The 19204-nt window shown below is 29.1% G+C and carries 24 protein-coding genes and 1 pseudogene; 15 read left to right on the top strand and 10 right to left on the bottom strand.

Annotated elements, in window-relative coordinates; translation table 11 throughout:
* The first annotated feature begins 12 nt into the window (after positions 1-12).
* From ABNK64_RS07880 to nrdG, 4 genes are all read left to right on the top strand, one after another.
* A complete protein-coding gene (locus tag ABNK64_RS07880) occupies positions 13-195 on the top strand; it encodes a hypothetical protein (RefSeq protein WP_349764044.1) in 183 nt (60 codons plus the stop codon).
* Between the two features lie 104 nt (positions 196-299).
* On the top strand, positions 300-1148 hold the full coding sequence (locus ABNK64_RS07875; RefSeq protein ID WP_349764043.1) for a WYL domain-containing protein: 849 nt from the start codon (positions 300-302) through the stop codon (positions 1146-1148).
* Between the two features lie 221 nt (positions 1149-1369).
* The gene (nrdD, locus tag ABNK64_RS07870) at positions 1370-3559 is read left to right on the top strand and encodes an anaerobic ribonucleoside-triphosphate reductase (RefSeq protein ID WP_349764042.1); all 2190 of its coding nucleotides are present in this window, start codon (positions 1370-1372) and stop codon (positions 3557-3559) included.
* 10 nt (positions 3560-3569) lie between these two features.
* Complete coding sequence (nrdG, locus tag ABNK64_RS07865) at positions 3570-4076, top strand: anaerobic ribonucleoside-triphosphate reductase activating protein (RefSeq protein WP_291255312.1); 507 nt, start codon at positions 3570-3572, stop codon at positions 4074-4076.
* Positions 4077-4172: 96 nt separating this feature from the next.
* On the opposite strand, the gene ABNK64_RS07860 is transcribed toward nrdG, so the two are convergent.
* From ABNK64_RS07860 to ABNK64_RS07845, 4 genes are all read right to left on the bottom strand, one after another.
* Positions 4173-4502: an STAS-like domain-containing protein gene (locus ABNK64_RS07860; protein WP_291255311.1), complete on the bottom strand. Its 330-nt coding sequence runs from the start codon at positions 4500-4502 to the stop codon at positions 4173-4175.
* A gap of 51 nt (positions 4503-4553) precedes the next feature.
* Complete coding sequence (locus ABNK64_RS07855; protein ID WP_300342099.1) at positions 4554-5027, bottom strand: toxin-antitoxin system YwqK family antitoxin; 474 nt, start codon at positions 5025-5027, stop codon at positions 4554-4556.
* Positions 5028-5266: 239 nt separating this feature from the next.
* Positions 5267-5698: a 2-thiouracil desulfurase family protein gene (locus ABNK64_RS07850; protein ID WP_291255309.1), complete on the bottom strand. Its 432-nt coding sequence runs from the start codon at positions 5696-5698 to the stop codon at positions 5267-5269.
* Positions 5699-5700: 2 nt separating this feature from the next.
* Entirely contained in the window at positions 5701-6105 is a 405-nt protein-coding gene (locus ABNK64_RS07845; RefSeq protein WP_300342101.1) for an acyl-CoA thioesterase, read from the bottom strand.
* A gap of 91 nt (positions 6106-6196) precedes the next feature.
* Here ABNK64_RS07845 and ABNK64_RS07840 point away from each other — a divergent pair, with 91 nt between their 5' ends.
* On the top strand, positions 6197-7354 hold the full coding sequence (locus tag ABNK64_RS07840) for a GNAT family N-acetyltransferase (protein WP_349764041.1): 1158 nt from the start codon (positions 6197-6199) through the stop codon (positions 7352-7354).
* Between the two features lie 146 nt (positions 7355-7500).
* Here ABNK64_RS07840 and ABNK64_RS07835 read toward each other — a convergent pair whose 3' ends face one another.
* The 3 genes from ABNK64_RS07835 to ABNK64_RS07825 are packed head-to-tail and all read right to left on the bottom strand — an operon-like array spanning position 7501 to position 9127.
* Entirely contained in the window at positions 7501-8076 is a 576-nt protein-coding gene (locus ABNK64_RS07835; RefSeq protein ID WP_349764040.1) for a nitroreductase family protein, read from the bottom strand.
* A 1-nt stretch (position 8077) separates the two neighbouring features.
* A complete protein-coding gene (ruvC, locus tag ABNK64_RS07830) occupies positions 8078-8656 on the bottom strand; it encodes a crossover junction endodeoxyribonuclease RuvC (RefSeq protein ID WP_349764039.1) in 579 nt (192 codons plus the stop codon).
* A gap of 12 nt (positions 8657-8668) precedes the next feature.
* On the bottom strand, positions 8669-9127 hold the full coding sequence (locus ABNK64_RS07825) for a tRNA (cytidine(34)-2'-O)-methyltransferase (protein WP_291259478.1): 459 nt from the start codon (positions 9125-9127) through the stop codon (positions 8669-8671).
* Between the two features lie 188 nt (positions 9128-9315).
* On the opposite strand from ABNK64_RS07825, the gene ABNK64_RS07820 reads away from it, so the two are divergent.
* The 8 genes from ABNK64_RS07820 (at position 9316) to ABNK64_RS07785 (ending at position 15735) form a co-directional block, all read left to right on the top strand.
* The gene (locus tag ABNK64_RS07820) at positions 9316-9942 is read left to right on the top strand and encodes an MBL fold metallo-hydrolase (RefSeq protein WP_349764038.1); all 627 of its coding nucleotides are present in this window, start codon (positions 9316-9318) and stop codon (positions 9940-9942) included.
* 10 nt (positions 9943-9952) lie between these two features.
* On the top strand, positions 9953-10870 hold the full coding sequence (locus ABNK64_RS07815; protein WP_349764037.1) for an NAD(P)/FAD-dependent oxidoreductase: 918 nt from the start codon (positions 9953-9955) through the stop codon (positions 10868-10870).
* 76 nt (positions 10871-10946) lie between these two features.
* Positions 10947-12254 (top strand): PhoH family protein, encoded by a 1308-nt coding sequence (locus tag ABNK64_RS07810; protein ID WP_291255301.1) that lies wholly within the window; start codon positions 10947-10949, stop codon positions 12252-12254.
* Positions 12255-12406: 152 nt separating this feature from the next.
* The gene (locus tag ABNK64_RS07805) at positions 12407-13183 is read left to right on the top strand and encodes an MBL fold metallo-hydrolase (RefSeq protein WP_291255300.1); all 777 of its coding nucleotides are present in this window, start codon (positions 12407-12409) and stop codon (positions 13181-13183) included.
* Positions 13184-13193: 10 nt separating this feature from the next.
* Positions 13194-13784 (top strand): uracil-DNA glycosylase family protein, encoded by a 591-nt coding sequence (locus ABNK64_RS07800; RefSeq protein ID WP_291255299.1) that lies wholly within the window; start codon positions 13194-13196, stop codon positions 13782-13784.
* A complete protein-coding gene (locus ABNK64_RS07795) occupies positions 13777-14328 on the top strand; it encodes a 5-formyltetrahydrofolate cyclo-ligase (protein ID WP_349764036.1) in 552 nt (183 codons plus the stop codon). The genes ABNK64_RS07800 and ABNK64_RS07795 overlap by 8 nt, the downstream gene beginning before the upstream one ends.
* Before the next feature lie 60 nt (positions 14329-14388).
* Positions 14389-15138, top strand: a complete 750-nt coding sequence (locus ABNK64_RS07790; protein WP_291255297.1) for a YebC/PmpR family DNA-binding transcriptional regulator — start codon at positions 14389-14391, stop codon at positions 15136-15138.
* Between the two features lie 171 nt (positions 15139-15309).
* On the top strand, positions 15310-15735 hold the full coding sequence (locus ABNK64_RS07785; RefSeq protein ID WP_291255296.1) for a GNAT family N-acetyltransferase: 426 nt from the start codon (positions 15310-15312) through the stop codon (positions 15733-15735).
* Positions 15736-16027: 292 nt separating this feature from the next.
* Here ABNK64_RS07785 and ABNK64_RS07780 read toward each other — a convergent pair whose 3' ends face one another.
* The 3 genes from ABNK64_RS07780 to ABNK64_RS07770 form a co-directional block, all read right to left on the bottom strand.
* Complete coding sequence (locus ABNK64_RS07780) at positions 16028-16762, bottom strand: YaaA family protein (RefSeq protein ID WP_349764035.1); 735 nt, start codon at positions 16760-16762, stop codon at positions 16028-16030.
* Between the two features lie 221 nt (positions 16763-16983).
* The gene (locus tag ABNK64_RS07775) at positions 16984-17538 is read right to left on the bottom strand and encodes a flavin reductase (RefSeq protein WP_349764034.1); all 555 of its coding nucleotides are present in this window, start codon (positions 17536-17538) and stop codon (positions 16984-16986) included.
* A 31-nt stretch (positions 17539-17569) separates the two neighbouring features.
* Complete coding sequence (locus ABNK64_RS07770; protein ID WP_349764033.1) at positions 17570-17971, bottom strand: pyridoxamine 5'-phosphate oxidase family protein; 402 nt, start codon at positions 17969-17971, stop codon at positions 17570-17572.
* 132 nt (positions 17972-18103) lie between these two features.
* Here ABNK64_RS07770 and ABNK64_RS07765 point away from each other — a divergent pair.
* A pseudogene (locus tag ABNK64_RS07765) lies at positions 18104-18433 on the top strand (winged helix-turn-helix transcriptional regulator); the annotation flags it as partial.
* A gap of 75 nt (positions 18434-18508) precedes the next feature.
* Complete coding sequence (locus ABNK64_RS07760) at positions 18509-18925, top strand: GNAT family N-acetyltransferase (RefSeq protein WP_502878729.1); 417 nt, start codon at positions 18509-18511, stop codon at positions 18923-18925.
* The last annotated feature ends 279 nt before the right edge of the window (positions 18926-19204 follow it).

Below are 19204 nucleotides of genomic sequence, written 5' to 3'. Positions count from 1 at the left end.
TAGGAGATTTTTATGCAGGAGCTAGAGGGATATCAAGAGAGACTGAAAAAACTAGAAAATAATTGTAGTTTATGTCATGCCAAACTTTGTAATATCTGTCCAAATAATAAGGCGAAAAAAGTATTGAGAGAGAAGCTTGGTTTAAAAAAGAAAAATTTTTTAAAAAAAATGTTAGAAATGATAAAGGGATGTTGAAATTTACAACATCCCTCTTCTGTTATTAAAAATATGGAATCATATTTATTAAAAAGCTTGAATGTGTTATAATAATGAAAGACCATTGTAGTGGGGGAAAAAATATGAAGAAGATTAGAGTGACTGTTCCAGAGGATATATGGCGTCTTATGAAGAATGATACTGAGGAGTTTGGTATAAATAATAACAAGTTGTGTAACTATATTCTGGAGAGATTTAAATATAGTAAGAAAATGGAAGTAGAAAAACTTTTAGAATCTCAAGGGCGTCCATTGAAAAAGATAATACAATTTGATTTAAATGTTTCAAATAGAGAGATATACTATGATGTTTTAAGGGCTAATGAAGTGGATGTAGAAGCTGAATACTTCAGAGAGCTGTTTGAATTATATACCTCAAAATTTAAGTATCAGAGAGAGATATTTATATTTGAAGATAGAGTAAAGAGCATTTTAGAAGCTATCAAAGAGAAAAAAAAGCTAAAAATTAAATATATGAAAAGTGTTGTTAGTGTAGAGCCTTATTTTATAAAACGGGAGGAGAGAGGGGATGAAAACTTTCTGTTCTGTTATAATGAAGAGAAGAAGGAGTATGCTAACTATAAATTGAAAGAGCTTGAGATCATATCTATACTTGATGAAAAAATTAAAGGTAAAGATAAAAAATATATAGAGAATATGAGAAAGAACTTTGACCCATTTTTAGGAAATGGGAATATAGTAAAAGTTAGACTGAGTGAAGAGGGGGAGAGTCTTTTAAAAAGCTTGACTAACTATAGACCAAAACTTGTAAAAAAAGATGGAGATATCTATTGGTTTGAGGTAGCTAATGAGAATGCAAAGCTTTACTTTAGACAGTTTTCTAAGGAAGCTGAGATATTAGAACCAAAGCAGTTACGTGAAGAGATAAGAAAAGAGTATTTAGAAATTTTAGCACTATATAATGAAAAATAAAAAAAATTTTAAGAAAAATTGCATCATTATATATAAATTATATTTGACACTAGAGGAAAAAATTTTTTAAGCCCCTCAGATTAAAAATATGAGAGATAATAGATCCTGCTACTATATAGTGGTAGGATTTTTAATTTTACCACTATATATTGTATATATTTTTAATTTTTATAAAAAGGTTGTATAATAACTTAGGTAAAAAATTAGTGAGGTTGATATAGATGAAAGAAGTTATAAAAAGAGACGGAACTGTTGTAGATTTTGATAAAAATAGAATTGTAAGAGCTATGACAATGGCTTTTAAACAGAGTTCTGGAACAGTTAATGAGGAACTTGTAGAGAAGATTGCAACACAGATTCAGAATTTGGATAATAAGAGAATGCATGTTGAGGATATACAAGATATAGTTGTAAAAAAATTAATGGCTTCTAGTGAGAAGGATATAGCTATAGCTTACCAAAGTTATAGAGCTATAAAGACAGAGATAAGAAATAAAGAAAAAGGAATATATAAAAATATTTCTGAATTAGTAGATGCCTCAAATGAAGATATTTTAAGTGAGAATGCAAATAAAGATGCAAAAACAATCTCTGTACAGAGAGATCTTTTAGCAGGGATATCATCAAAGGATTACTATTTAAATAAAGTTTTACCTAAACATTTAAAGAAAGCACATGAAACAGGTGAGATCCATATTCATGATTTGGATTATCTTTTGTTTAAAGAGACAAACTGTGAGCTTGTTCATATAGAGAGAATGTTAAAAGGTGGATGTAATATTGGAAATGCTAAGATGTTAGAGCCAAACTCTGTAGATGTAGCAGTAGGACACATAGTTCAAATTATAGCTTCTGTATCATCAAATACTTATGGAGGGTGTTCAATCCCATATTTAGATAGAGCCCTAGTTCCATATATTAAGAAAAGCTTTAAAAAGCATTTTACAAAAGGTTTAAAATATGTGGAGAGAGTTAGTGAAGAGATTTCTAAAGAGGTTTTAGAAAAGGGAAATATAGAGTATTCTAATATGGAGCTAAAGGAGAAATATCCACTAGCTTATGAGTATAGCTGTGATTTGACTAGAGAGTCTGTAAAGCAAGCTATGCAAGGATTAGAGTATGAGATCAACTCTCTATCAACTGTAAATGGTCAGACACCTTTTACAACAATAGGAATAGGAACAGAGACTTCTTGGGAGGGTAAACTTGTTCAAGAGTTTGTATTTAGAACTAGAATGGATGGGTTTGGAGCTAAAAAAGAGACAGCTATATTCCCAAAAATAGTTTTTGCAATGTGTGAAGGATTAAACTTAGATGAGGGAGATCCTAACTGGGATATTGCAAAACTTGGATTTGAATGTATGACAAAATCTGTATATCCAGATATTTTATTCATTACAAAGGAGCAATTAGAAAAGGGAACAGTAGTTTATCCTATGGGGTGTAGAGCCTTCTTATCACCTTGGTTTAATGAAAAAGGAGAGGAGATATATTCAGGAAGATTTAATATAGGAGCAACTACAATAAACCTACCTAGAATAGCTATAAAAAATAAGGGAGATGAAGCTGGATTCTATAAAGAGCTAGATAGAGTTATGGAGATGTGTAAAGAAAACTCAGTATTCAGAGCTCACTATTTAGAGAAAACTCAAGCAGAGATGGCACCTATTCTATGGTTATCAGGAGCTTTAGCAGAAAAACAACCTAAGGAAACAATCCAAGATCTTATTTGGGGAGGATATGCTACAGTTTCAATAGGTTATATAGGACTTAGTGAAGTTTCTCAATTACTTTATGGAGAGGATTTTGCATATAGTGATGAGATTTATGAAAAAACATTTAATATTTTAAAATATATTTCAGAAAAAGTGGATCAGTTCAAAAAAGAGACTAATTTAGGATTTGCTCTATATGGAACACCTTCTGAATCTCTTTGTGATAGATTTGCAAGAATAGATAAAGAGGAGTTTGGAGATATAGAGGGAATAACAGATAAGGGTTACTATGACAACTCTTTCCACGTATCTTCTCATATAAATATCAATCCATTTGAAAAATTGAGATTGGAAGCTCTAGGGCATAAATACTCAAGAGGTGGGCATATAAGTTATATAGAGACAGACTCTTTAAAAAATAACCTTGAAGCAATACATGGAATTTTAAAATATGCTAAAGAGGTGGGAATTCACTATATGGGAATCAACCAGCCTGTAGATAAATGCCATGTTTGTGGATTTAAAGGAGAGTTCTTAGCAACTGAAAGAGGATTTGAGTGTCCACAATGTGGGAATCATGAAAATGATAAGATGAGTGTAATTAGAAGAGTGTGTGGATATTTGAGTCAGCCAAACGCAAGACCTTTCAACAAAGGAAAACAGAAAGAGATAATAAGTAGAGTAAAACATAACTAGGAGATGGAAAATGAATTATTCTGGAATAAAATACTCAGATATGATAAATGGAAAAGGGATAAGAGTTAGTCTATTTGTGAGTGGCTGTACTCACAGATGCAAGGGATGCTTTAACAAAGATACTTGGGAACCAGACTATGGAAAACCATTTACTCAAAAAGAAGAGGATGAGATATTTTTATATTTTGAAAAATATGGAAAAACAGCAAGGGGATTATCACTTTTAGGTGGAGATCCAACTTATCATATGAATGTAGAGCCATTGACAGAGCTTTTGCAAAAATTTAAAAAGAGATTTCCAGATAAAGATGTCTGGATGTGGAGTGGTTTTACTTGGGAACAGTTACAAGAGGATCCTAAAAGATTAGCACTAATATCACTTTGTGATGTCCTTGTGGATGGAAGATTTATCCTTGAGCAAAAGGACTTAAATCAGAAGTGGAAGGGAAGTAGAAATCAGAGAGTAATAGATGTCCAGAAAAGCATTTTAGAGAAAAGAATAGTTGAGTATACATAAAAAATATTAGAATTTAGATAAAAAAAGGAAAAAAGTTATTGAAAATCATTGACGATTAGAAGTAACTTTTTTCCTTTTCTATTATATTTAATTTTTTTAAGAGTAGCTATATTCAAGTGCAGAGAATTTTAAACTAAGTTGTTTATAGTTATCTCTAAGATATTTCATCTCTTCAATTAAATTGTGTGATGCATTAGAAATTGAAATTAATTGTTTTAATTCTTTAGAATTTTTTTCACACTCTTTTGCTACATTACTGAAAACAATATATAAAAAAGATAGTGTAGTAGCTTGTATTCCTAAAAAATCTATATTTACATTTTTTCCATTCTTTATTCTTTCTACAATTATCTTATATAATTGTAATGCTTTCTTAGGAGAAACTAAGACAGAAGTATTTAAAATTTTACTTAATATGAGCTTCATTGAAGACCCCCTTATAAAAATTATATAAAACTTTCCCAAGTATTAGAATAGCTATTTATCAGGGTACACAGCTTTTCCAACCAACTTTCCTTTGTTGTTGTAGTATTTCCAAGTTCCCTTTGGAACACCGTTAGAAAAGGCACCTTGAATTTGTAAGACTCCATTTTTATGAAAAAGTAAGTATGCCCCATTATCTTTTCCATTTAAATAGGTTGTTTCAAAAACTTTAGTTCCATTCTCTTGATAAAGTACGAATCTACCAAAAAGTTTTCCATTTTTCCAATTCTCAATAGATTTTAGATTTCCATTGGGGTAAAATGTTAGCCATTTTCCATTGGCTTTTCCATTTAAGTAGTAGTTCCTATCTTTCTTTGAAATAACTCTTCCAGTAAAGGGAGTTTTACTATTTTTGTAGTATAATACCCCTTGTTTTTCTACTAATTGAGCTTCAAATGCTGTTTTTGTAGAAGAGAAACTGAGAACACTCAAACTAAAGAGTAATAAAATTAAAAAATTCTTTTTCACTGTATCACCTAAAATAAATGTTGATATTTTAATTTTAATCAAAAAAATATTCAACTAAAAAGATAACTATGTTATAATAAAATTATCCCATACTATTTTGACTTAAAAAAGTTGAAAATAGTTTAAAAAATAAAAAAAATTTTTAAGGAGGAGAGATGGAAAATTATTCACTAGAGATGTTACTTATTATTACTCTTATGGTAGTTTACAAGATCCTAATAATACAATAGACCCTAATATTAAAGATTTTTTACTTCATCTGAATTTTCAGAGATAACTTTTATATTGTTTTTTAATAATAAATCAGTTGTGGTACCATTTCCAGATATCAAATTTTTTGTAAAACTACCATCATAGATTTGTCCACAACCACAAGAGGGACTTTTTTCTTTTAGAATAGCTAGTGAACATTTATATAGTTTAGCTATTTTAAGAGCTTCTTCAGCTCCTTTTTCATATTCAAAAGTGACATCAACTCCATCTTTATTGATAACTTTATCATATTTTCTTTCAGAAGGAGTTCTCGGTGTTGCAAGACCTCCAAGCTGTTCAGGACAGACAGGTATCAAGGTGTGAGATTTTAAAAGCTCCACTATTTTTGCTACCTCTTTGGACTTCCCATCATATCTACAAGCTACTCCAAGTAAACAAGCACTGACAAGTATATTCATATTTACATCTCCTCAGAAAGTGAAAGAGTTTTCATTTTAAATGACTCAGGCACTCTTTTTATTTTATGACTTGAATAATCAAAACAAACTAAAAGAGTAGATCCACTTATAACAATGTCCCTATTTTCATTAAAAATATCATAAAAAATATTGAAACTTGTCTTAGAAAATTCAATATTCTTGATTGTTATAGAGATATTTTCATCTAAAAATAGCTGTTTGTTGTATTCTACAAAACTATTTTTTTGAATAACACCAGCTCCCTCTCCCAAATCCAACTCACTTAGACCTAAAGACTCGAAAAAAGCTATTCTAGCCATTTGGAAAAATAAAAGAGCTCTCTCATTTCCTACATGTCCACCATAATTGATATCCTCTTTCTGTATTTTATAATTAAAATTAAACATTAAAAACCTCCTAAAGATAATAGATTTTTTTCTCTAATTAAATTATAATATAATAAAAAGAAAAATAAAAGTAATATTTAAGAGGTAAACAATGATAAGATATGGAATAGATAGCGATTATAAAAGAGCGAGAGAGATCTGGGAGGAGTGTTTTAAAGATTCCCAAGAAGAGGTGGATTTTTATTTTACTAAACTATATGACAAAAATAAGTTTTTAGTTTTAGAGGAGACTGGAAGTATAAGAGCTTCTCTACATGAAAATCCATATAAGCTAAATATAAATGGGAAAATTTTTCCATCTAACTATATAGTAGGAGTGGCAGTCTCTCCTCAATATAGAGGTAGGGGATATATGAGAAAATTAATGGAGGAAAGTTTAAAAAAAAGTTATGAAAAGGGTTTGCCACTGGTTTTTTTATCTCCAATTAATCCAGAAATCTATAGAGGTTATGGTTTTGAATATATTACAAAGTTAAATAAACTCTCTTTAGAAACTAAAGAGATATGTTTTGATAAGATAGATAGAGAGTTTGAGATTGTAAAATTGGAAATAGAGAGTTCCCTTTATAGTGATTTGATAAGTGTATATGATTTTGTTATGAAAAATAGATCCTTATATGTAGAGAGAGATGAGAACTACTATAAAAATTGGGTAGCTGAGATAATAAGTGACGGTGGAGATATCTACATGCTTTACTCAAAGGGAATAGTAAGAGGATATGTAGCTCTATATAGGGGAGATATATTAACAGTAAGAGAGCTATTTGCAAAGGGAAAGAGAGAGTATGAGAACCTACTTAGCTTTATAAAAACTTTTAGAGAGTATTATCCTAAATTGGAGATAAAAACTCCTGAGGGAGAGAGAATTGAATATTATTTTAAAAATCAGAAAAGAGTCTATAAGAGTGAAAACCAATTTATAATGGGAAGAGTTTTAGATCCTAAAAAAATACTGGAGAATTTAAATATTAAAGGGATAACTTTTAAAATATCTATTGTAGATGATATTATATCTGATAATAATAGGGTTTTTTCTCTAAATGAGAGTGGACAGGTGAGTATAGTAGATACAGATTGGGATATAAGAGTAAAAATAGGAGATTTTTCACTATTGAGTTTAGGAGTGTTAAGCTTAGAAGAGTTAATATTCTTAGAGAGAATTGAGATAAAAAATACTCAAGTTGTAACTCAATTGATAGAAAAAAATATTTTTAAATTAAAGTTAAATTATATACAAGATTATCAATAAAAATTTTCCAAAAAATATAAAAGCTGTCAGATTTTTATATGCACTGACAGCTTTTATATTGTTGTTAATTAAGTAAATTAAAATACTTTAAAAGAAAGGATACTTGAATTATACATTAACCTAGTAAAAAAGTCAAGAATTATTTTTTACTTTTTTAGTAAAGAAATGTTTTCAAGGGATAATTTAGGTACAAAGTGCTGATTATTCTCATCTCTGTAGTAAGTTGTCTCATTATTAATTGCATCTACAATATGAATTTTATCTGTAGGTTTTCCTAAGGCAAGTAAGATATGTGAAGAGTATCTTTCAGGAAGTTGAACTAATTTATCTACCTCTGGTCTATTGTAAGCTCCAATAATACAACCACCATATCCTAACTCATTGGCCACAAGAAGAATGTTGTGTGAAGCAATTCCCATATCAAAGTATAGATTTTTTTCAGTTATACTTGTTAGGGGTGTTTCACTACACATTAAAATATATGCAGTTGGAGCTTCTTCAAGTGTTGGATTCCAAGATATAGCCCCAGCAAACTTCACAAAGGAAAATATCTGTTTACAAAGCTCTTCATCATTGATAAGGGCATATCTTATCTTTTGGCTATTTTTAGTGGAAGAAGCGTATCTTGTACTTTCAATCATTTTTTCAAGAGCTTCCATTGAGATTTTTTCTCTACAAAAACTTCTGTGAGAACGGATCTGTTTTAAAGTTTCAATTATCATATTAATTACCTCCATTCAAAATTAGTTCTCTATACTCTTTAGCAGATATCTTAGTTTTGGGAAGATTTTTTGTGCTGAGTTTATCATTTAAACCTCTACTGAAAAAACCAGAATTTATAGAGTTGATATGTGTGATAGCAATGGCTAAAGCATCAGCAGCATCATCTGGTTTTGGAATCTCACCAAGTGAGAGGATTTTTTGAACCATTAGCTGTACCTGTTTTTTTTCAGCCTTTCCATATCCTGTAATTCCTGTTTTTACTTGAAGAGGTGTATAGTGACTAATCTTAAGATTATTTTGATTTCCACAGAGAATAATAACACCTCTAGCTTGAGCAACAGAGATAACAGTTTTATTATTTTTAAAATAGAATAACTCCTCTATTGCCATATCAGTTGGTTGATATCTTTTTATTATCTCTGTAAGCTCAGAGTAGATCTTACAAAGACGCTCCTCCATAGGAAGATCCTTATCAGTATACACACACCCATAATCAATAACTTTAAACTTACTGTTTTCAAAATCGAGAATAGAAAAACCTACAATCGCAGTACCTGGATCTATTCCTAAAACTCTCATAATACTATTCTCCTATTTTTTAAAATTAAAATCAGTCTGTCTAAGTGCTTCATAAAGAATTATAGCAGCAGAGTTTGATAGATTTAGAGAACGTCCCATATCAATCATAGGGATAGTGATACAACTCTCTTTATTAGCATTTAAAATATCCTCTGGTATACCTCTAGATTCTGGTCCAAACATAATAAAGTCATTCTCTTTAAATTCGATATCACTATATCTTTGAGTTGTTTTAGTAGTAGCATAAAATATTCTAGCTCCAGCATTTGCTTCTACAAACTCCTCATAAGATTCCCAAATAACTAGATCAACTAGATGCCAATAATCTAACCCTGCTCTTCTTAATTGTTTCTCATCAAGTGAGAATCCTAAAGGCTTAATAAGATGAAGCTTAGTGTTAGTTAATACTGATGTTCTTCCAATATTTCCTGTATTGTATGGGATCTCTGGATTTAATAAAACTATATTCAAAATAATTCCTCCTATTGTATTAATTTTATAGTTTGAGAAAAGTACATAATAAAAATTAAGTACAGTTATTAAACTTTTATATTAATTATAGCATAAATTTTAAAATTTAGTAGTAATATTTTGACAAGATTTGTAAGGTAAAGTATAATATTAATGTAGACAAGAAAGGAATAGAATTGGAGGATAGAATGAAGATACAGACTTTTTACTTGGGAAGCTTAATGACAAACTGTTACTTGGTATGGAATGATAATAAAGAAGCATATCTATTTGATTGTGGTGGAGAAAATTTAGGTAGAGTAGAATCTTTTATAAAAAGTAATGGATTAACTTTGAAGTATATGATATTCACTCATGGACATGGGGATCATATAGCTGGATTGAATAGAATAAAGGAGATCTATCCAGATGTAGAGGTATATATTGGAAAAGAGGAAGAGAGATTTTTAGTTGATAATGAATTGAGTTTGATGAAGTATATAAATGGAACAAACTTTGAATACAATGGAGATTATACAACTATGAAAGATGGGGATATGATAGGAGAGTTTAGAGTTATTGATACTCCAGGTCATACAATAGGATCAAAATGTTTCTATAATGAAGAGAATAAAATATTGATCTCAGGAGATACAATGTTTAGAAGAAGTTTTGGAAGATATGATTTACCAACAAGTGATGGGGATATGCTTTTTAAAAGTTTGAAGAGACTTTGTACAGAATTACCTGAAGATACTAAGGTTTACAGTGCACACAGTGAACCAACAACAATAGGAGAAGAAAAAGTATTTTTAACAATGCAAGGAATGATATAGGAGGAGAGAGATGGTAGAAAAGATATATGATGTGATAATAATAGGAGGAGGACCTGCTGGTTTAACAGCTGGATTATATACAGGGAGATCAAAACTTTCAACTTTAATAATTGAGAGAAAAAATTTAGGAAGTCTATATATGGCTCATAAAGTTGATAACTATCCAGGATTTCCAGAGGGGATAACAGGAACAGAGTTAAACTTACTAATGAGACAACATGCTGAGAAATTTGGAGCAGAGTTTGTAGAGGGTACACTTTTAGGATTTGATCCATATGAAGAGGTAAAGATAGTAAAAACAGATGCTGGAAATTTTAAAGGAAAAAATATAATTGTTGCAACAGGAACAGGAAAAAACTTTGGGAAAAAAATCAAAGGAGAGAAGGAGTTTTTAGGTAAGGGAGTATCTTACTGTGCTACTTGTGATGGAGCTTTTACAAAGTTTATGACAGTTTCATTGGTAGGACAGGGAGAGGAATTAGCTGAAGAGGCACTATTTTTAACTAAATTCTCAAAGAAAATAAGAGTTATGGTAGTTGAAGATGAGTTCAAGTGTAGTAAAGAGAGTTATGAGGCATTGAAATCTTCTGAAAAGGTAGAGATAATAACAGGAGTAAAACTTCTTGAAATAAGAGGAAAAGAGTATGTAGAGGAGTTATTAGTTTCAGAAAAGGGAGAGGAAAAAACTTATAAATCTGATTTTGCTTTCTTATACTTAGGAACAAAAAATAATACAGAGATGTATGGAGAGTTTGCTAAATTGGATAAAGAGGGATATATAATAACAGACTCTGAATTAAAAACTAATATAGAGGGTATGTATGTAGCTGGAGACATAAAGAGTGGAGCAGTAAGACAGATAACTTGTGCTGTAGCTGACGGAACAGCAGCAGCTTTACAAGTAATAAAAAGAGTATTGAAAAAATAAAGGAAATAGCAGAAATTTTACGAACATATAATTAAAGGGGACACTTTGATATTATTACTCAAAGGAGCTGATTTATATGAGAAAAATTTTTGTATTAGATACTAATATTCTTATTCATGATCCTAAATGTATCTATAACTTTAGAGGGAATGATGTAATTTTACCTATCTATGTAGTAGAAGAGATCGATAAGTTAAAGAGAAATCAAAATACAGCAATTCAAGCTAGAATGGCCTCTAGAGTATTAGACGAGATAAGATCTAAGGGAAGTCTTTCAAAAGGTGTAAATCTACCTGAAGATATATTTTTTAAAGTGGAAATCAAAAATAATAGAGAGTTGTTACCAGAGAATTTGAGTAAAGATGTTATGGATAACAATATAATCTCTGTAACCTTAGGAATAAAGCAGGATAATCCAGATAGAAGAGTTATAATAGTTAGTAAAGATATAAATATGAGAATTAAGGCTGACTCATTGGGATTGGAAGTAGAGGATTATAATACAGATAGAGTGGAATATAACGAACTCTATGATGGATATTTTGAAGTAGAAGTGGATAAAAAACTTTATGATAAATTTGATAAAGATGGTAAGATAAGCTTTGTTGATCTAAATAGAGAGGATATATTAGCTACACCAAATTGTTTCTTCAAATTAAAATATAAAGATAATATCTTATGTGGAAGATATGTAGAAGGTAAGATAAAAAAATTTATATTGGGTGACGGACAAGCTTGGGGGCTAAGAGCTAGAAATGATGAACAGAGATTTGCTATGGAGCTCTTGATGGATGACAGTGTGAAAGTTGTTACATTGGTAGGAGGAGCTGGAACAGGAAAAACTCTGATGGCTATAGCTGCTGGATTGGAACTAGTGGTAGAGAAGAAAAGATATAGAAAGATACTAATAGCTAGACCGATTATCCCTATGGGAAAAGATTTGGGATATCTACCAGGTAGTGAAAAGGAAAAATTAAAACCTTGGATGCAACCGATATTTGACAATATAGATTTTTTAAGCGAAGCTAAAGAAGATAAGGCTGGAGAAAAGGTAGTAGAGGGCTTAGAATCAATGGGAATGATGAAGATAGAACCCCTTACTTATATAAGAGGTAGAAGTATTCCGAAAGGTTTGATAATAATAGATGAGGCTCAAAACTTGACTCCATTGGAGATTAAGACTATTGTAACAAGAGCTGGACAGGATACTAAGATCATTTTTACTGGAGACCCACAGCAGATAGATAATCCATATCTAGATGCAAATACTAATGGACTTACTTATATGGCAGACAAATTGAAATTTGAAAGCATTGTAGGACATATCACTTTGAAGAAAGGTGAAAGATCTGAGATAGCTGAGATAGCTGCTAAATTATTATAATAAAGAAGAAGGAAGGAATAGGAGTAAAACTCTTGATTTCTTCCTTTTTTTCTTCTGGAATACAATTAAAATATTCAAAAAATTTGAAATATATGGTATAAATTATATATTAATATTATATAGATTATTGTAAAATTAGAAGGGAAAATTAAATGAAAATTTCAATATTAGGAAGTGGAAGTGGAGGAAATTCAACATTTATAGAGAGTGGAAAGACAAAGATTCTAATTGATGCTGGATTTAGTTGTAAAAAGATAGAGGAGAGATTAAACTCAATAAATAGAGATATAAAAGAGATAAATGGAATTTTAATAACTCATGAACACATAGATCATATACAGGGAGCAGGGATAATTTCAAGGAAATACAATGTTCCTATCTACATAACTGAGGAGAGTTATAGAGCTGGAGAGAACAAATTAGGAAAGATAGCTACAGAAAATTTAAGATTGATAAAAGATAAATTTGTTTTAAGTGAGGATATTTTAATAAAACCATTTGATGTTATGCATGATGCACAAAGGACAGTAGGTTATAGAATAGAATCACAAAATGGTAAGATTGCTGCAATTTCAACGGATATTGGTTATGTAAATAATATAGTTAGAGAGAATTTTAAAGATGCAAATATTATGGTAATAGAGAGTAACTATGACTATAATATGTTGATGAATTGCTGTTATCCTTGGGATTTAAAAGCAAGAGTGAAGAGTAGAAATGGACATCTTTCAAATAATGATGCAGCAAAATTCATAAAAGAGATGTATGATGAGAAATTGAAGAAGGTATATCTTGCACATATAAGTAAGGATAGTAACAATCCATTACTTGTACAGAAAACCTTAGAAGAAGAGATGAATATGAGAAAAGCAGAGTTATCTTATGAGTTAGCAAAACAGGATTTAGCCACTGAGCTATTTGAATTTTAGGAGGTAAGGCGTGGAAGAGATTGATAACTTTTGGGAAGAGTTAAAATTTGAAATAGGTTCATTGGGGAAAACATATGGAGATAATAGCGAGAGAAAGACTCTGATTGGAAGTGGAAATAGAGAAGCTAATCTACTTTTTATAGGTGATGATCCAGATCTATATCAAAATGAAGATTTAAAAGTAGCTCCAAGTTCAAGTGGAGAGTTTTTAATAAAACTTTGTGATATAGAAGGGATTACTCCAGAAGATTATTACATAACTACACTTGCAAAAAAAGATTGTAAGTTCTTAGAGTTTATGCCAGAGGAGAGAGAGCAATTAAAAGAGTTACTATTGATGCAGATAGCTTTAATCAAGCCGAAGATAATAGTTAGTCTTGGTTCAGAAGTAGCAGAGCTGTTATTGGAAAGAGATATAAAATTGGGAGAAGAGAGAGGAAAGATCTATCCTTGGACAGGTGGAATAAAAGTATTTATAACTTATGATGTGAACTTTGTTAAAAGATCAAGAAATGAAGCAGGAAAAAAATCTAAAGCAGCTTTGGAGTTTTGGAATGATTTAAAACAGTTGAAACAAGAGTTAGGGAAAATAGATGGATAAGGATTTTTTTAGGAGTGAGGTAAAACTTAGGCGAGATCTTTTAGACAAGGAATTGAGAGAGCATGAAAGTAGAGAGATCTGTAAAAAGGTAAAAGAGCTACAGGTTTATAAGGATTCAAAAAAAATTCTTTCATTTATGAATTTTGGAAGTGAAATAGAGATAGAAATTTTAAATAGGGAGATTATTCGTGATAATAAAAGACTATTTTTACCAAGAGTAGAAAAAAATGGGATATTATCAGTAGTTGAGTATGGAAAAGGGTTTACAATTGGAAAATATGGAATAAGAGAACCGTTGGGAGAAGAGTATTTAGAGGATTTGGATTTAATAATTGTTCCTGGACTTGTTTTTGATAAGGAGGGGAATAGAATAGGATATGGTAAGGGGTATTATGATAGATTATTTCTGAAATACCCTGAGGTTATTAGAGTGGCTCCAATATTTGATTTTCAACTGTATGATAGAATTCCAACAGAGGAACATGATAAAAAAATTGATATTATAGTCAAAAAAAATAGAGTATTAAAAATTAAGAGGTATTGAAAAAACTTGGTTAATATGATAGAATCTTATAGAAACTAAGAAAAAATTAGGAGGTTTATTGTGGCAGGACATAGTAAATGGGCAAATATTCAACACAGAAAGGGAGCTCAAGATAAAAAGAGAGCTAAATTATTCACTAAATTTGGAAAAGAGTTAACAATAGCAGCTAAAGAGGCTGGTGGAGACCCTAACTTTAACCCAAGATTAAGACTTGCAATAGAGAAGGCAAAAGCTGGAAATATGCCTAAAGATATATTAGAAAGAGCTATAAAAAAGGGAACAGGAGAGTTAGAAGGAGTAGACTTCATAGAGATGAGATATGAAGGATATGGACCCGTTGGAACTGCTTTTATAGTTGATGTTGTAACTGATAATAAAAATAGATCAGCTTCTGAAGTAAGAATGACTTTCACTAGAAAAGGTGGAAACTTAGGAACTGATGGAGCAGTTGCTTGGATGTTCAAAAAGCAAGGAGTAATTACAGTAAAATCTGAAGGAATAGATGCTGATGAATTTATGATGGCAGCATTAGAAGCTGGAGCTGAAGATGTAACTGAAGAGGATGGAGAGTTTGAAGTTTTAACTGACTATACAGAGTTCCAATCTGTTTTAGAGAAGATAAAAGAAGCTGGATATACTTATGAAGAGGCTGAAATAGCTATGAATCCAGAAAATAAAGTAGAGATTACTGATTTAGATACAGCTAAAAAAGTAATGGCTCTTTACGAAGCTTTAGACGATCTTGATGACGTTCAAGAGGTTTATGCAAACTTTGATATAGCTGATGATATTCTAGCTCAATTAGACTAATATAAAGAGCTTAAAATAGTAGATAATATATAATTGGAAATAGCTTTCTATGGGATATACTCATAGAGAGCTATTTTTACATTGTAAGTTTGATTGATTTTTAAGATTTTTTGTGTTACTCTTAATTTAAGGAGAAGAAAAATAATAAAATTCATGTAGGTAGGTGAAGAGATGATTAAGTTGTTTGATAATTCTAAAGAGATGATGGAAGATGTGATGTTTATTGATAGTAAGTCTTTTAAGGACATTGATTGTGGGATTGAGGTTCTTTGTGATAGAATAAAAAATAATCCTCAATATGAATTATTTGTAAAATATGAAAATGATTTACCAGTAGCATACTTAGGAATTTTATATGTTGCAAACTTACACTATGATGGAGCTTGGATTGACTTGATAGGAGTAATTGAAGAAGCTAGAAATAAAGGAATAGGAAGTGAATTAGTAGAATTTGCAGAGAAGAGGGTTAAAGAAAAAGGGAAAAATATAATAACTGGATTAATCAAAAAGGAAAATATTTCCTCTATTAGTATGATAAAACACTCTAGTTTTAAATATGACAAGACAGGTTTTTTACTATTTATCAAAGATTTGTAAGTAAATATAGGAAAATTATTATTAAGAAGCTTTAAATCAAGGCTTCTTTTAATTCCAGTGATAATAAGTCCTTTACTAAGAAATTATTGTAGGTATAAAAAAAATCTTCCATTAGAAAAAAATATTTATGGAAGAATTATAAAAAGTTTAAAATTAAAATAAGGAGATATGGCACTATCCCCTTATTTCTACTACATCAAGTAGTTTTTTGTATGTTGTTAATTGAATTATAACAATTATTTATTAAAAAGTCAAGGAAGGAACTATGAATTTAAAAAGAGATATAAGGAAATTATAATTTGATTTTTCTAATAAAAAATAATGTATCAGAGTTAGAATCAGATTCTGAAAATTGATATCCTTCTTTAGTAAAAGTTTTAATACTTTCTAAATCAGAAATATTATTAATTGTCATAAAATCTAATAACATTCCTCTAGCTTTTTTTGCTTCAGTGCTAATATTTTTTAATTTATCATCTACTTTTTGTCTAAATTCAATATTTATAACTTTGAATTTTTTCTTATCAATTATTTTAGAAAACTCTTTTGAAGCTAAATTAATAAAGATTTCATCAATATATGCATTAAGAAAATCATTTATTTTATCATTCCAAAATTTGTAAAGAGATTCCTCTAAAAAGTTAATAGTCATATCAAGTCTATATGGTTTTATTTCAGTATTTGGAGATAAAACTCCATATAGAGCAGAGAAAATTAATAGATTTTCATTTAAGTAGTTTAAATCTTTAGCAGAGTAACTATTTAAGTTTAGTTGTCTAAAAGTGACACCGTCATAAAGGGATAAAGCTTCATATGAGTCTAGAGAGTCAAAGTTTTGAATGTTATTGTAAGTTTCCTCAAGTAGTTGTCCCTTTATTTTAAATAATTTTTCAATTTCTGATTTAGAAAGTTTTTTTAAAGAATTAACTAATGAATGAGTTTTATCAGGAAAGTTAATAGTTCTATTTTTAGAAAAATTAATATTTTTTAGTTTCATTGTCTTACTAGGCGAAAATAAAATCTTCATAATTACCTCCATTTTTTACAATATTTTATATTATAAATGAGAAAAATTCAACAAAATTTAAATGATATAAAGAGTAATGTTGAAGAAAATACAAATATTGTTCTTGAATATTTAAAAGATTTTATAAATCTATAGTAATTATGATTTTATTTTTGAATTTACTAAGGGAGTGAATAAGTAATATAAAATGGTGACTCCAGCAAATCCATGATGATTGAATATTAATTCCAAGTTCCAAGATTGTTATCTGTTATTAATTTATAATAATTATTTAAAGCTACGAGAATTGGAGAGATATTTTTAAAATTATATTCTCCTTTTTCCATAATCAAATTATTTGCAACTAATGTATTTCTTATTTTACAAATAAAGATAATACTTCCATTGAGTTCTATAGTTTTTTTCACTTCTAATTCATAAATTAGTGGACTATTTTTTAAAATTGGAACATTTAAAACCTTTCCTTGTTCTAATAAATTTTTTTCATAATTTAATATTTTATTTTTATTCTTTTCTTTGATCCATTTCTTAATATAAGGTAATATTTCTTCTGTAACCATATTTACAGAAAGGATTTTATTTTCTAGTATTCTTTCCTTTGTTAGTTTTTCTCCATCTAAACAAAGGCTAATTGATAATTCTTCATCCCAACAAAAATTTAACCAAGAGAAGATACCTAAATTTGGAGTAAGATCATTTTTGGTAGTTCCAATAATAAAAAGTTGCATAGGATGCGGAATAAAAACTTTGCTTATATCAATGCTAGTTTTGTTCATTATTATTCTCCTCCTCTATATACTTTTAAATTTAAAAAGTATATTTTTTTGGTAAATTTCCTGACATATCAGCAATAATTGCTTGAATATTTTCTAAATAAAACATTTGGAAAGAAGGATTTTCTATTGTTTTATATTGTTCTTTTACTATTGGATTTTCAAAACAACTTTTTTTTATTTCAATTTCATTTTTAAAAGTAGCTTTTCCACTCAATCTAAGCCAAGAATAACTAGCATTTGAAATACAGATTTCTATGAAAGGATTTTTACTCATTTCTTCATAAACTTTTTTCTTGTTACTTGTACAAAACCATAGTTTTTTATCTTTTTCAAAACAAAACATAAATGGTCTGCACTTTGCCTTGCCATCAACACCAACTGTAGCTAAATATTGTACTGGATTTTCAGTTAAAAATTTAATAATTTCTTCCATTAAAATTACCTCCATTTTTTATTAAGACTTGACTTTGTCTTTGTTATATATCTATAATACTCCTATAGAACATAAAGTAAAGTAGATACTAAAAAGTTATAAAGTTTCTAAAAGAAACTATTGGGGGTAATTATGAAAAATATTAATCTAATTAAAAATCTTCCAAGATGTCCAGTTGAAATTACACTTTCTCTTATTGATGATAGATGGAAAGTTTTAATTTTAAGAGAATTAATGTATGGAACAAAACGTTTTAGCGAACTCAAAAAGTCGTTAAAGACTATTTCATCAAAAGTTTTAACTTCTAATCTGCGTTCTATGGAGAGTAGCTCCCTTTTAATACGCCAAATTTATCCTGAAGTTCCACCTAGAGTAGAATATACTTTAACAGAGCTAGGGTATAGCTTAAAGCCAGTATTATTATCAATGGTTAAATGGGGAGCAGAATATAAACGTTTAGTTGAAGGTAAACTACCAATTAGAATTTCAAATGGGAAAATAATATTAATTGAAAAAGCGACAATAAATGATATTTCTATGATTTTTCAGCTTCAACAGCAGTTATTTTCAACTAAAGTCATCTATTTACAAGAATTATATAAAACACAAGATGAATTATATAATAATTTTGGAAAAGGAGTATATTTTAAAGCAGTAAATGAAAAAGAAGAAATTATTGGTAGTTTATGTGCTTCTTTTTTTTCTAAAAATCGCTTAGAAATTTTTTTACTATTTGTTAATCCAAACTTTAGAAATGAAGGAATTGCCCTTAACTTATTATCTGAATTGGAAAAGATTTGTTTATGTACTTCTTATGAAATACATATCAATTCAAGTAATACAATTGCAGTATCATTTTTTGAGAATAGAGGATATATTCAATGGAATTCTACCCAGAACCATATTTGTTTAAAAAAAGATGGGAAATTAAGTGATGAAATTTCTAATAATTAGTTATGAGTTATAATATAAAAAAATAGGAAGTTTGTTAAGTGATAATTTTATAAAATTGTATTGAATTAAAATAATAGAAAGTAATCGTTTAGAGTATTTTTAGTAAAAAATAAAAAGGGGCTGTTGCAAACTTAATAGCTATATGTTTTAAAATTAGCTAAAGAGATTTTTTAATCTCTTTGGCTTTTTTATTTTTAAAGTAAAAAAAGGTATAAAGTACTCGAAATTTTTTCAAATTTCTAATACAATATACCTATGCAAAAACTAATTAATAATAGC

The sequence above is a fragment of the Fusobacterium sp. SYSU M8D902 genome (genome assembly GCF_040199715.1).
Taxonomy (GTDB): Bacteria; Fusobacteriota; Fusobacteriia; order Fusobacteriales; family Fusobacteriaceae; genus Fusobacterium_A.
This window is presented reverse-complemented; position numbering and strand designations above follow the sequence as displayed.

Excerpts from the sequence above, each read along its gene's own strand:
- ABNK64_RS07805 (WP_291255300.1), top strand. The coding sequence starts at position 12,407 with ATGAAAATTTCAATATTAGGAAGTGGAAGTGGAGGAAATTCAACATTT.
- ABNK64_RS07880 (WP_349764044.1), top strand. The coding sequence starts at position 13 with ATGCAGGAGCTAGAGGGATATCAAGAGAGACTGAAAAAACTAGAAAAT.
- ABNK64_RS07785 (WP_291255296.1), top strand. The coding sequence starts at position 15,310 with ATGATTAAGTTGTTTGATAATTCTAAAGAGATGATGGAAGATGTGATG.
- ABNK64_RS07860 (WP_291255311.1), bottom strand. The coding sequence starts at position 4,502 with ATGAAGCTCATATTAAGTAAAATTTTAAATACTTCTGTCTTAGTTTCT.
- ABNK64_RS07875 (WP_349764043.1), top strand. The coding sequence starts at position 300 with ATGAAGAAGATTAGAGTGACTGTTCCAGAGGATATATGGCGTCTTATG.
- ABNK64_RS07770 (WP_349764033.1), bottom strand. The coding sequence starts at position 17,971 with ATGGAAGAAATTATTAAATTTTTAACTGAAAATCCAGTACAATATTTA.
- ruvC (WP_349764039.1), bottom strand. The coding sequence starts at position 8,656 with ATGAGAGTTTTAGGAATAGATCCAGGTACTGCGATTGTAGGTTTTTCT.
- ABNK64_RS07815 (WP_349764037.1), top strand. The coding sequence starts at position 9,953 with ATGGTAGAAAAGATATATGATGTGATAATAATAGGAGGAGGACCTGCT.
- ABNK64_RS07835 (WP_349764040.1), bottom strand. The coding sequence starts at position 8,076 with ATGATAATTGAAACTTTAAAACAGATCCGTTCTCACAGAAGTTTTTGT.
- ABNK64_RS07840 (WP_349764041.1), top strand. The coding sequence starts at position 6,197 with ATGATAAGATATGGAATAGATAGCGATTATAAAAGAGCGAGAGAGATC.
- ABNK64_RS07760 (WP_502878729.1), top strand. The coding sequence starts at position 18,509 with ATGATTTTTCAGCTTCAACAGCAGTTATTTTCAACTAAAGTCATCTAT.
- ABNK64_RS07820 (WP_349764038.1), top strand. The coding sequence starts at position 9,316 with ATGAAGATACAGACTTTTTACTTGGGAAGCTTAATGACAAACTGTTAC.
- nrdD (WP_349764042.1), top strand. The coding sequence starts at position 1,370 with ATGAAAGAAGTTATAAAAAGAGACGGAACTGTTGTAGATTTTGATAAA.
- ABNK64_RS07810 (WP_291255301.1), top strand. The coding sequence starts at position 10,947 with ATGAGAAAAATTTTTGTATTAGATACTAATATTCTTATTCATGATCCT.
- ABNK64_RS07775 (WP_349764034.1), bottom strand. The coding sequence starts at position 17,538 with ATGAACAAAACTAGCATTGATATAAGCAAAGTTTTTATTCCGCATCCT.
- nrdG (WP_291255312.1), top strand. The coding sequence starts at position 3,570 with ATGAATTATTCTGGAATAAAATACTCAGATATGATAAATGGAAAAGGG.
- ABNK64_RS07795 (WP_349764036.1), top strand. The coding sequence starts at position 13,777 with ATGGATAAGGATTTTTTTAGGAGTGAGGTAAAACTTAGGCGAGATCTT.
- ABNK64_RS07850 (WP_291255309.1), bottom strand. The coding sequence starts at position 5,698 with ATGAATATACTTGTCAGTGCTTGTTTACTTGGAGTAGCTTGTAGATAT.
- ABNK64_RS07845 (WP_300342101.1), bottom strand. The coding sequence starts at position 6,105 with ATGTTTAATTTTAATTATAAAATACAGAAAGAGGATATCAATTATGGT.
- ABNK64_RS07780 (WP_349764035.1), bottom strand. The coding sequence starts at position 16,762 with ATGAAGATTTTATTTTCGCCTAGTAAGACAATGAAACTAAAAAATATT.